This window comes from Mesorhizobium sp. WSM4841 (genome assembly GCF_055811515.1).
In genome coordinates this window covers 15388-27537 of sequence record NZ_JBVVQC010000050.1, presented here as the reverse complement: position 1 = coordinate 27537, position 12150 = coordinate 15388, and the positions used below count along the sequence as shown (strand labels likewise).

At 56.9% G+C, this 12150-nt stretch carries 9 protein-coding genes; 5 read left to right on the top strand and 4 right to left on the bottom strand.

The annotated features are described in order from the left end of the window. A partial coding sequence (locus AC0L14_RS32870) for a hypothetical protein (protein WP_473752010.1) occupies positions 1–185 on the bottom strand: 185 nt, incomplete at its 3' end. 663 nt (positions 186–848) lie between these two features. Here AC0L14_RS32870 and AC0L14_RS32865 point away from each other — a divergent pair. The 5 genes from AC0L14_RS32865 (at position 849) to AC0L14_RS32845 (ending at position 7757) form a co-directional block, all read left to right on the top strand. Beyond that, complete coding sequence (locus AC0L14_RS32865) at positions 849–2909, top strand: hypothetical protein (protein ID WP_473752008.1); 2061 nt, start codon at positions 849–851, stop codon at positions 2907–2909. 105 nt (positions 2910–3014) lie between these two features. Then, positions 3015–3716, top strand: a complete 702-nt coding sequence (locus AC0L14_RS32860; RefSeq protein ID WP_473752007.1) for a class I SAM-dependent methyltransferase — start codon at positions 3015–3017, stop codon at positions 3714–3716. A gap of 642 nt (positions 3717–4358) precedes the next feature. Continuing rightward, positions 4359–5639, top strand: a complete 1281-nt coding sequence (locus tag AC0L14_RS32855) for an O-antigen ligase family protein (RefSeq protein WP_258118615.1) — start codon at positions 4359–4361, stop codon at positions 5637–5639. Continuing rightward, complete coding sequence (locus AC0L14_RS32850; protein ID WP_473526334.1) at positions 5636–6619, top strand: glycosyltransferase family 2 protein; 984 nt, start codon at positions 5636–5638, stop codon at positions 6617–6619. The genes AC0L14_RS32855 and AC0L14_RS32850 overlap by 4 nt, the downstream gene beginning before the upstream one ends. Before the next feature lie 34 nt (positions 6620–6653). Continuing rightward, positions 6654–7757, top strand: coding sequence for a glycosyltransferase (locus tag AC0L14_RS32845; RefSeq protein WP_473752006.1), 1104 nt, complete (start codon positions 6654–6656; stop codon positions 7755–7757). A 272-nt stretch (positions 7758–8029) separates the two neighbouring features. Here AC0L14_RS32845 and AC0L14_RS32840 read toward each other — a convergent pair whose 3' ends face one another. From AC0L14_RS32840 to AC0L14_RS32830, 3 genes are all read right to left on the bottom strand, one after another. After that, positions 8030–9904: a Wzz/FepE/Etk N-terminal domain-containing protein gene (locus AC0L14_RS32840; protein ID WP_473752005.1), complete on the bottom strand. Its 1875-nt coding sequence runs from the start codon at positions 9902–9904 to the stop codon at positions 8030–8032. 578 nt (positions 9905–10482) lie between these two features. Continuing rightward, positions 10483–10698, bottom strand: coding sequence for an exopolysaccharide production repressor protein (locus AC0L14_RS32835; protein ID WP_287341716.1), 216 nt, complete (start codon positions 10696–10698; stop codon positions 10483–10485). A gap of 357 nt (positions 10699–11055) precedes the next feature. Then, a complete protein-coding gene (locus AC0L14_RS32830; protein WP_473752004.1) occupies positions 11056–11838 on the bottom strand; it encodes an FkbM family methyltransferase in 783 nt (260 codons plus the stop codon). Between the last annotated feature and the right edge of the window lie 312 nt (positions 11839–12150).

Below are 12150 nucleotides of genomic sequence, written 5' to 3'. Positions count from 1 at the left end.
CTGACCTGGAGGCAAGCTTGCCCGCCCGGACTCCCAGACGCCGATAGACCTTTGGAGGAAGATTCCAGCCGCCGTTGCCAAAACTCATCGAAGGTCATGAGGACGCCGGGCGAAGAGCCGATCATATTCGCCAGAATGTTCGACCCGCCGCGGCCGAAGGAATTTATGACAATGGCTCGATCCATTCTGGGGTCCAGGGATTGCGGTTCGGTGCGCTATTGACCTGTCTGAGTGTATTGGGCGATAGTATTTCCTAACCCTCGCGTCGTAAAGGCTCGTGTCACTGTACCCGTAGCGCGCGTGTTTTTGGTTGTCGACCATCGTCAGGAGCGCGCCCGCTTCATCGCCGCGTGCCGGACAGCACTGCAAGCGCTACTCGTACCACACGAAAACGCATGGGAAATCCGATTTCTGAAAGGAGGTACTAGGACGGGCGAAGTTCATCACATTGAACTCGCGGGAGACGACCTGACCAAGTGGGTTCCGGCGCGCGGATAGACCTTCGGAGCAAGCTAAGCCCCTTGTAGCAGAATTGCCAGAACTTGTCTGCGGCCATCTTACGTCGAGAGAGAGGCAGCGATCATGTTGACCCGTATGTTCGAGCCCCCTCGACCGAACGAATGACGATAACGGCTCGTTCTATAATATCTCGATGCTCGCAGACCACTCCGTTTCGAATGATTCTGTTGCCCTTCGGCGCGCCGCAGGGCGTCATTGAAAAGCCAAACTAAAGCGGCGAATTGTTTTTGCGAGGAGAAGCGCAATAATCGGTAACGGGCGTCGTGGTGCAGCCTTAGCTCGAAACCAGCGGATATTGGCGCGATGTGAGATAGGTAAGGCACACGATAATGACCAACCGCATATCTCGCCGGGATTTGGCACTTGCCGCATGCGCCGCCCTTGTGCTGACGGCATCCGGTCGCTCAGGACGGGATGCTCGGGCCGCCGGCCCGGCGGAAGGCTCGCTGCCGGAAGCTGACTCCTGGCGTCCTGGTCTGTTCTCGGAAATGATTGTGAAATCCTGGTTTCAGGAGGATCTGGCCGAAGGCGAAATCTCCTCGTGGCAATCCGGCGGCGTGAAGCCGGTGGCTGCGGTGCAAGCCGAGCCCTCCCTGCGCCCAACAAGGCTTCCGAATAACGGCGGCGTCCTCTTCAAGAAGGGCACGAAACAGGCGTTGACCTGGCCAGTCGATAAGGATGCCCCCTATCTCCACCGGTGGTGGCTCGTGATCGCCCGGTGCCATTCGGTGAACAACACCGGTGCGGATAACGTTTCCGTTCTTTGCGTCAATGGCGCGGAGGGTGGCCCGGTGCATCGCCAGCCCCAGGTCTGTTTCAAGCCCTCGGCCGGCACATTCGTTTCGCGGCTCCATGACGGCAAGCTCAAGAGCGAGGAAGGGCAGTACTCGACCGATTTTGACGACTGGAATGTCATGGTCGGGTACCGCCGCGGATTCGTGATGCAGGCTGTGGTGAATGGGGTCAAGACGGCCGGCCAGGCGATTCATGCATTGAAACCCAACCTGATGAAATCGCAGAGCTTCATGGGCGATGTGAACAATCCGATGAGGGCCGATGTCGCGATCGATTGCGTCATCATCGGGCAAAGCGAACTCAATGATGCGCAGATCGACAAGCTCGTGGGTTGGGCCATGTGGCGCGCCGGCAGGCAAGCCGACCTGCCCGACGATCATCCCTATAGAAAGAGCCCGCCTTCGGCGGTGGATGCCAGCGACAATCCCGCGCGCTATGCCTTCGATTCGCAGGCTTGGGCAAGTTGGGCGGCGGTTGATACAAGGACGAACCAAGCCCATCGCGGTCAGGCGGCGCCCGATATCAGCGGCTATACGACGGTGTTCTTCGACGATTTCGAGACCAACACCATTGTCGATGATCTGACAGGCGCACAGAGCAGCGGCTGGTTCGCGCCGACGCACCTCACCAATATCGGCGGGGATGCGAAGGCACAGCGGATTTCCGGGACGCCGTCTTCATACATTCACGATGCCGAGAGCCACACGCTGTCGCTCCGTCTCGTCCACAACAAGGTTTGGAGGACCGGAGCGTTTTCTTCGGTCAATAACAACGGCCAAGGTCGGCGGTGGGGAAAAGGAATATTCGAGATCCGCGCCAAGTTCCCCAAGCTTTCCGCGCCGCGCCCGGGCTTCTTTCCTGCCTTCTGGGCCTATGGCAAGGAGCACCTGTTTTGGCGGACGCGGAATCGTCTGGAAACTGACTTTTGGGAATATGGGGCGGAGGACGGAACGTGGATCAATATCAGCCAGCATGTGCATAAGCCGGCGCTTGCCTATCTCGATCCCCAAATCGCCGCCGCTGACGTGCGCAGGAAGATCGCCGGCTACCCGATCGACCAATCAAACGGCTTCCCCAACGCGATAGACATATATGACGGCGAGTTTCATACGTGGTACGCCCAGATCGAAGATAATTACACATACTTCGTGATTGATGGCTATGAAGTGGCACGTTGCCCGACGACTCCGGAGCTTGCCGCGCAAAAATACATCATGGTCGATTTGGGCTTTCGATCCGGCAGGGGCGGAGTCTTGCCGGATCCATCCGAAACTTACGACATGGCCATAGACTATATTCGGGTCCGCCAGAAGGAGTCGGACCTTGCGGAGGTGCCTGCAGGCTTCGCGCGATTGCCAGAGCTTTCCAGCTCTGCCTCAATCGGAAGCACGCTGAGCGTACAGCCGAATGTGCCAGCGTCGCATCTGGAGTACCTTTGGTATCGTGACGGAGTTCCCATCATCGGCGAAACTGCTGCAACATACAAGCTCAATGCAAGGGATGCTGGGCACAGGATCCGGTGCCAAGTGCGTGCGCTCTCTTTGCTTGATCAGCCGGAAGCCTGGACAGCCGAAGCGGACGTCGTAGAGAGGTAATCGTGCAAATGAGCTTTCGCGGCTTGACTATGGCATCATCTGCCCGAGCAAAAAGGACAGGCGGCAGGGTCTCCTCTTAGTTCCTTTTCGCCCCGGGAGAAACATATGAGTCCGTCCGCCTATGATCGCTTGACGGTGAATAGCCCCAACCCGGCCGCACGGTTTGCGCAGAGAAGCCGGCATGAAAGGGGTATCCGACTTGTGAAGCAACATCTCTCTCCAAGCAGCGCTATCCTCGACTACGGATCCAACAATGGCGACTTTCTTAACACGCTGGCCGGCGGGGGCTGGACAGGACCGCTTTACGGCTATGATCCCTATGTGACGCCAAAAGCCCCATCGTTCACGCCGGTAGGGAGCCTGGGAGAGATACCTGATGAGGTATTAGACGCGGTGCTGGCCTTTGAAACCCTCGAGCATGTCGACGACCACGTATTAGAGGAGTTCATCTCGTTCTGTGAGCGCTCTCTTCGGGCTGGTGGAGTTCTGATCATCTCCGTGCCCATCATGATTGGGCCTATTCTCTTGCTCAAGTACCCCAACGCCATTTTCATAAACAAATCGCGATGGCGATACAGCGCCTGGGAGCTATTCCGTGCGGCAATTCTCTGGCAACAGGTCCCACGGAGCAAGTCCGGCGCCTATCTCGATCACAAGGGGTTTGACTACAGGGTGCTTCGACAGAGACTCGCCTGCCGCTTCGCCCCGATCTCGATCGGATATTCTCCATTTCCGGGCTTGGGCCCGGCCCTAAACTCTCAGGCTTTTATGTGCTTCCGGGCGATGAGCACGAGCGATCGTATCTGAGGTGAGATTGGAACCACCGCCACGGATATGTCCCTTGCTTTTCTCGAAGGGTTCTGCGGACTGAATGGAGTGCACTGAGTCCTGCGCGGACCCATCCCCCTTGATGTCCCGCCGAAATTCAGCGCATTGCCGGTCTTCTCGGGCGAGGCTTCACCAGTCCAAGAGCTGACTGTCGTATCGAACGTGATTGCGTCGCAATAGAGTGTCTCTGGTATCGCGACGGCGTTCCGATCGTGGACGAAACCGGCACAAGCTATGAGCTCAGTTCGCGGGATACCGGGCATAAGATTCGCTGCCATGTTCGCGCGGTCTCTGTGCTCAACCAGCCAGAAGCCTGGACACCGGAGAGCGAGACCGTCGGCTAGCCCGCATCGACCGCACGCCGTCGGGATGCGTCACCACTCTCGTCGGACTGCTGATGAGTTCTGCCACCAGTAGGCCTCCCCGCAGCCGAGGAGGGTGAGCTTTCCCAACAGGCGGAAACCTCTTCGATATGCGATTGCCACAGCGGGCAGAACGATGGGGTTGTCGGCTGGAGCAGGGTGAAGTGTTTCTCCGCGGGCTGGCATTGATACATCCAACAAGTTCTGTTTCCGGGAAAGAGAACATGCTAAAAGAATATTGCGCCGCGAGCAGGCTGTGATGCGTTATCTCCTCACATTCGCGATATTGAGTCTCTTCCTGCCAATCAGGCTCGAGACGGGTTTTGTGTTGCTGCGTCCGTTCGAGCTGATCGCCTTGCTGGCGCTCATATTTGGCCTGGCGACGGGGCGTTGGCGAAATTTGGCTTTTTCAGTCGGTTTTCTGCTGCTCCTGCCCTTCTTCGGTTGGCACTTGGTCTCGGCCTTCAGCGTGGACGCGAAGAACGGCCTGCGCGAGCTGTTGCAGATGTCCACTGTGGGCGCCTTTGCGTTCGCCATCGCACAGGAGGCTAGATGGCTCGAGACGCAGAAGGCCGTCAACATCTTGCTTTTCGGCATGGTGCTGATTCTCGCCTATACGATCTCCTGGCATGTGGCTCATGGCTACTCGGTCGGCTGGAAGCACTTGGCCGACCCAAGGCTCGTATTCACCTTCCTTCCAATTGCGCTCGCGGGGCTCCTCCTCTTCGCCAAACGGGCCAAGCGGCGCGGCCTTTGGTTTGCATGGGCAGGGATACTTCCCCTGCTCCTGCTATCCGGGGAACGCAAGGCGTTTTTGATCTGTCTCTTTCTGACCGCTGCGCTTCTGATGCGCGGACGGCTCGCTGCAATGGTACCGGCGATCGCCGCCGGCTTCGTGGGTCTTTTCATGTTATCGACCACGATGGGTAACGCCTATGTCGAGAAGCAAATGCAGACCATTCTCGATCCGCTGAGCATGGGGCAATACGAATATCTGGTCGCGACGGGGAAATATGCCCCTGGTGACACCCCGAGCAATGTCCAGCGCGCGTTTGCTTTCACTCTGTCCAGACAACTCATCTCCGAACATCCACTGATGGGCGTGGGTACGAACCAATTCAAGAATATTATCGATACGGATTTCAGCGGACTTCCTGGCGAGTTGCGGCTGGGGATACATGGCGAGTTTCAACGCATCCTCACCGAGAACGGCATCATTGGGCTCAGCCTCTATATTCTCATATGGATTGCTGCATGGTTTCGCTTAAGCCGTACTCTAAGCTGGGCCCTTTCTCACGGATTGATCGGAGCGGCCCAGGCACGGCTTCTGCCCCTCGTGCTTCTTGTTCCCTGCGCCCTTTACGTTGGAACAGAAGCCTCCGGCACACGAGCGTTCGTCACATTGATCCTTGTCTCGCTCCTGCCGGAATTGACGCGGCACGGGCTTTGGCTATCATTGCACAGGGCGCGGAGGAGCCACCCCGGGAGCATGAGACATCCCCGATTCCTCGGGAGCCCCTTGCCAGGAAACACGAGATGAGTGTTTCAGTTATCATGACATGCCACAATGAAGAACGCTTCATCGTGCAGGCAGTGGAAAGCGTGATTAATCAGACCGCGTCGAGCCACATCAAAGAGATCATCATTGTCAATGATGGCTCGATGGACGGCTCGTCGGAAGTGATAGCATCGCTGGGTCGCAGGGAGCCGCGCATACACGTCCTGACGACGGCGGGTATCGGGCTTTCATCGGCGAGGAATCTTGCCATCAGACATGCTGCCGGCGATCTTATTGCAATTCTCGACGGCGATGACTTCTGGGCCGAGGACAAGCTTGAGCGTCAATTAGCCGTCTTGGGCAATGGCTGCAAGGCAGGTCTTGTCTATGGTGATCTTGTCGATTTTTCCGCGCCGGATCTGTCCGATGCTCTACACGTCGCCGTGCGCCGCTATCGCGCGGACCAGTGCGATACGTTGCCGACATATTTTCTGCTTGATGGGCCGATTGTTCCTTCCAGTATGGTTATGCGGCGGGAGATGGTCGAAGATATCGGGTTATTCAACGAGGCATTCAAGGCTGGAGAGGATACAGAGTTTTGTATGCGCGCAGCCGAGCGTTGGACATTTCAACATGTGGCCGAAGCACTCGTCTATAAACGGCGCCATGGCTCGAACATAACCCGCAGACTCGACGCGCTTCTGCCGGTAGCCGAACGCCTCACGCGAGAATGGGTCATGCGACGGCCGGAACTTACGCACCTCGCGCGTCGGCGCAACGCGCGTTTGTACGCCAAGGCGGGCAATGATTGCGTGGCTCAAGGCGAAAAGAAACGCGGAGCGCGCTTGCTCATTCGCGCGATGTGGCACAATCCATTGTCCTGGCGCGTCTACGTTTACATCCTTCTTTGCGTCCTGCCGAGGGGCGTGGAGCCCCAGGTGCGCCGCGCAGCCAAGCTGTTGTTCTACCGCGCCCTTCGCAAAGGGAGCGGCATTGACGAATATCGGGGCGCTCAGCGCTAGAGGCACAAGGCAATCGGGAACGCTTCCGTATCACATGCGAATTCTTTACTTCATCAACGGCTTCGATCCCGGTGGTGCCGAGCACGGGCTGCTGACCTTGCTGCAAGCAGGATTTTTCAGCGGGCATGAGCTGAAGATTCTAGCCTGTTGCCGTGGTCGCGGGGCTCTTGCCGATGAAATCGCCGCAAAGATCGGAGAGCACAATCTTATCCTGACGTCGCAGAGCGAAGAGCCTTCCTTGCGCACCTTCGTGAGCACGTTCTTTGTAATGTTGCGCCTCATCCGGGAGTGGCGGCCGGATATGGTTGTGTTGTCGCTCAAGCAGGCCAATCTCCTGGGACGGCTAGTTGCGATGTTCGCTCCTCGGCTTCGCTGCGTTTCATTCGAGCACATCGCCCGTTACCGCTCCCGGCGTGCCGAAGGCGTTTATGGCCCTGTGCTCAAGGCGCTGTCCTGGCGTGTCGACGAAATCTGGGCTGATTGCGAAAATACGCTCCGGGAGACACAAGCATACTTCCTGCCCCGCAGGCGCCGGTCGCATGTGGTGCCTCTGTTTCGTGCCGATGGGGCTTCCTCCCACAAGCGCGACTACGCGCTTCACACACCCTTGCGCCTTGCTGCAGCCGGACGCCTTATGGCGCGAAAGAACTTTGACCGCCTGATCGAGGCCATCCGAATGCTCCAAGACCGCGGCGTTTCTGCAAGCCTCGATCTTTACGGCGATGGGCCGGAACGGCAGGCGCTTTCGCGCAAGGCGGATGAGCTCGGCATTCGAGATCGCGTGCATTTCCATGGATATGTCGCACGCTGGTTCGAGCTGGCCTGTGATCGTGACATGTTCATCAATCTGTCCGATACGGAAGGGTTCTGCATCGTCGTCGCCGAGGCGATGCTTGCCGGCCTTCCGATTATCGCGACCGACGTCGGCGGTATTCGGGATTACGGCAAGCATGGAGAGAATATGCTGAAGCTTACTGTGCCCTCAGCGGAGATGGCGGTGACCCAAGTGTTAGTGCTCGCGGGCGATGAAACGCTTCGCAAAGAGATCGGAATACAGGCACGACACGATATGCTGGAGGCCTATTCGCAGGATGCTTTGCGTGTCCGCGCTACGGCGGTGTTGGGTGGCGGAATGTAAGGACCGGCAAAGCACTGGCGACCAGGATAGCCGGGCCGATCGTGAATTCTGACTGCTCGGCATCCCACCTGTCCGACATGGTTCTCGACCTGGCCCTTTTCCCAGTCCGATGCCAGCGCGCAGCCCACCGGCTGGAGGAAGCGACGATGTATCGCCGGTCCTTGCCGACGAACACCATCTCCTGCGTCTCGCGCGGATAAGCCCGGACGGAGTTTGTTCGTCAAAGCCTCCTTGGGCTATCTGCTCAAGACAAAACAATGCCTGCTCCACAACTAGGCCTGATAATACTGACTATAGCGTTCACTGTAAAATTCGGCGCTGCCGAACTTTTGGTACCGCTTGATTCTTGTGATATCGACCTTGTTGAGCAGAACGCCGATGCATTTATCCGCCAGGATCGGGTTGTTGTTGAGGATTTCGCGCACGAATGTACGAGCGGTCACACCCCATTCAACAACCAGAACAAGGCCGTCGAGGTGCTGGACAAAGGACCTCACGTCCGCGACTGGAGCCAACGGGGGCAAATCAACGACGACGTAATTGAACATAGGGCCCACCTTGAGCAGAAAGTCGCCCATTTTCTCGATAGGCTGCATGGTGTTTGCGAGCTTTTGTTGGCTCTGGTTCACGCCGGGCAGGAACCTCAATGGCAATGACTGATGGGCCAGCAAATCTTTCGGATTGAGTTCTCCAGCCAACAAGTTGGCCAGGCCTCGTTCCCAGCCGTTGGCTAACATAGGGGACAAGCCCGGATTGTGGATATCGGCATCGATCAACAACGTCTTACAACGCTGCATAGCAAGAACCATCGCTAAATTAGCAGCGACCAGCGACTTCCCTTCTCCCGGGAGGCAAGAAACGATGCCGAGCGCCTTGGTGCTCTTCCCTGGTAACTCGACATCAACAGCGACTTTCACAGTTCGCATCGCTTCAGCGAATTCCGAGCGCGGATGTTGCTCTACCCAGTTGAAAGCGCTGTTCCCCACCTCGATGAATGACGGCTCTCCGGCCGCACGATCGTGCTTGTTTCGGCGAATTGGCTTCCCGTCCAATAAAGGGATCATTCCGAGCGTCTCAAGTCCGAGCTCATCGCGCACTTGAGCCGTCGTGCGGAAAAAGCGCTCCCGGTACTCCCGAATTCCGCCCACACCGGCGCCAACCATGCCGGCGAGCACGACGCAGAACGCCAACGTAAGACTGCTGTTCGGAGAACTCGGTCTGCTGGGGTTTGGTGCCTCCGAGATAGTCCGCGCCTCCGTCAACGCCATCGAAAGGTTCTGCAGGCTCGCTTGGTACTGCTGCAGGACCTGTTCATATTGCGACTTGAGAGAGGACGCCTCAAGTTCGAGCTGGCGCAAGGTAACCAGCGTTTCCTTGGTCAGCATATTGTCTGTTCGGAACCTGTGGATTGCGAGCTCGGCATCGACCGATCGCTTCCGCACCGCCTCGAGCTCTTCCGCCAGTGCGCCGCGAGCTCGGATAATCGACTCGTCTTTGGCTCCGACTTGGTCAGAGATATAGATTTCTGCATACTTACTGGCTATTTTTTGCGCCATTTCGGCGCTAGGCGACCGAAATTGGACTTCCAGAATGTAAGAATCCCCTACACGAGCTACGGTTATATTCTCAGCCAGAATGCCAAATGCCTGCCATCGAGGATCGGATCCTCGCGCGGCACTCGATTTCACCGGCGCTCCGCTTGCTTCGGAACTGCCGATGAATGGCCACACCAACCGAGCGACCGATCCTGTGAGACTGTTGAGCAATGAATATGGCGCTGACAAGAAAGAGCGATCGGTAGCAAGACCGAGGCTGTCAACAACCTTTAGCCCGATGCGGTCGGAACGCAACAATTCGACCTGACTCAGCATCATCGGGTCAACCGGTGCGGAGCTTCCGGTCTCTGTTAACTTCGTCACGACGGATGGCTGGTTCTTGTCGATCAGGATTCTGGCGGTCGACTCGTACAAGGGCACCTCGGCCCAAAGATACGCCAGCCCCAGCACAAGTCCTGCGAGCGCGCATGTAAGGACGAACCTCAACTGCCGTCGCGCTGCCGCCACGAGTGTTTCGAGATCAATCGTTCCCCACTGAGGATCGCCGAATGTGAAGGCAGAATCCGGGTGCTTTTCAACTTCGCGGAGCATAAGCCTTCAAACCCGTGGCATGAGACTGGCAGCGCATTAGTGACAAACACCATACCACATCATCTGGCTAAATGTCTGCAGATTCAGTATCGACGACCGCGGAGCACAGGGCACACCGCTCGGGGCGGGCATCAGCCCGCTCTTCGCCAAAGGCGCAACTCCTAACCTCTGATGCAATAAAACCGAAACCTCACGAAGCCCATGCTCCGACTGCCGCAATTCCGCTGCATGTCGTAAGCTCCAATTGAAGGAAGAAATTGAGTCGTATTGCCAGATGGCAAAACATCTGAGCAAGAGATTCCGGGCTCCGGTTGAGCCTGTCCCGCGGGAAACAGGGAGGTCGATTGGAATGGCTCGTCGATCACAGACGCGCGATAACGATCACCGCAAGGGTCCTGCGCGCGTCTGGCGTGTCGCGGAAAGCCTCTCCGATGCCAGAATAAGACAGGCTGCAGTCTCATTTTGTTTCGTGGTGTGGGGTGTCATCTTGCTGATCGTCCTGCTCTAGCAGCCAGAGCCTATAAAGGCGGAGAGTGGCCCGCCTCACTAAGTGGCTCGGCAGTTGATCCCTTTCGGCCTCATCGCGCGATGTGTGACTTCGGAGTCACCGATTCTTTGGAGACCGAGCGCCACACTAGCAGCATGACAGCAACAAAGTACCCAATCTGTATCAAGATCCCACAAATTAACGTTTGGACAAACGTGCCCCAGACGGAGCCGGTGAGCAAATATATACTGATGGCGAATGCCAACAGTACTATGATAAGGGCTCGCAAAAAAAGCAAAAAGGACATCGCCGTCCCACTCGCAGCCGCTGGCGTGACGCGCTCCTTGGCAATCCAAGCCTGAGCGCGTTAACCATCATAACATATCGGAACGGGTCAGAGCGACCGATATATTAGCAGGTGCGAATAAAGACGCCCCAACCTGTGCCAGGACGCTTGCTTCCAGGCGACCAACTCCCGTTCGACCATCCACAGCTTCTCGGCCGTCGACCACCGCCGCCGTCGCTCGCGGCCGTTCAGGATCTCAATCTTCGGAATGCTACCAGTCATAGACACGACATTACTCCTATCCCTTATCAAGATGGAGATCGTGTCCGGTTCATTCGGGGGCTATTTCATACGGATCCCCTCCGGGTCCATACCTTGTTAGCGTGCGCAATGCACATCAAACCAGTCATGCCAGACAGGGTCAGGATCACCGGTGTGGCCAAGATCAAAGGCAAGCCACGTAAATGCAACTTCCTTCATTTGCCGCCACGGGCCATCAGTCTCATCACCGAATGGACCCGAGGAGCCGTAGGCAGAATGTTTCTTTGCAACATTCTCTGGTGCACGGCGACCCAGCATACGTCGAACACGACTTCGCAATGGTCTTAGATTTCGTGACCATTTGTTGGCCTGATCGGGGCTATAACTTAGCTGCCGAAAATCCTCCTGCGCAATCAGTTTGAAACGCGAATAGCCGAGATTGTGCATAAAGAACAGATCCTCCAAACGGCTCTTCTCAAACGAGGCGAATTGAGGGAGATCGCTTGGGTCAAGTGCCTCCAAGCAGAAATGATCTGCAGTCTCGATATCAACCTTGAGGTAATAGGGTGTTCCAAACTCGGCCAAGATGTCGTTCATCGGTCGGCAAGTGACCTGGATCTCATGAGAAGTGTTGTTGCACATCTCCGCATTTTGTCTATCGAACGAGTTGAACTCGGGATTGCTACTGATCCAAAATGAGGCTTGTCCGTGACTTGGCCCAATCGCAGCCTCAACGACGTGAACTTGGCCCTTCTCGATCTCAGCAGCAAACCGTTTTCGCCCTGCTTCCGCTTGCGCAGGGTCTGCCTCAATCGCCACCACACGATAGCCTTGGCTCACATAGAACGCCGTATCATCGCCATTATGCATACCGACGTCATAAACCAAGTCGCGGTCCACGTTGCCCTCCTAAGGAGATGACGTGCAAAGCAAGACATTAAGATAATAAGTTGGCCGCGCTCTGCCTAAATCACCCTTCCGAAGGAGAGTAGCATTAGGGTCTTGACGAAACTATCATTAGCATGACCCGCCCGCCTAATATCCGGACGTGCAACTGGACGTCCATTTTGCCGTCTCTTGCCATACACAAGACCTCGTCCATATCGGAGGCATCTTCGCATCTTCGGGTCAGGCCGAGCAGGTCGGAAATCGGGGGGCCCAACGAGCGCTTACTCCCGTTCGGCGGCCAAGAGAGGTTGCCACACGGACTGG

Bases quoted from the DNA above. Each gene is read 5' to 3' on its own strand.
- AC0L14_RS32865 (WP_473752008.1), top strand. From the start codon at position 849: ATGACCAACCGCATATCTCGCCGGGATTTGGCACTTGCCGCATGCGCC.
- AC0L14_RS32860 (WP_473752007.1), top strand. From the start codon at position 3,015: ATGAGTCCGTCCGCCTATGATCGCTTGACGGTGAATAGCCCCAACCCG.
- AC0L14_RS32855 (WP_258118615.1), top strand. From the start codon at position 4,359: ATGCGTTATCTCCTCACATTCGCGATATTGAGTCTCTTCCTGCCAATC.
- AC0L14_RS32850 (WP_473526334.1), top strand. From the start codon at position 5,636: ATGAGTGTTTCAGTTATCATGACATGCCACAATGAAGAACGCTTCATC.
- AC0L14_RS32845 (WP_473752006.1), top strand. From the start codon at position 6,654: ATGCGAATTCTTTACTTCATCAACGGCTTCGATCCCGGTGGTGCCGAG.
- AC0L14_RS32840 (WP_473752005.1), bottom strand. From the start codon at position 9,904: ATGCTCCGCGAAGTTGAAAAGCACCCGGATTCTGCCTTCACATTCGGC.
- AC0L14_RS32835 (WP_287341716.1), bottom strand. From the start codon at position 10,698: ATGTCCTTTTTGCTTTTTTTGCGAGCCCTTATCATAGTACTGTTGGCA.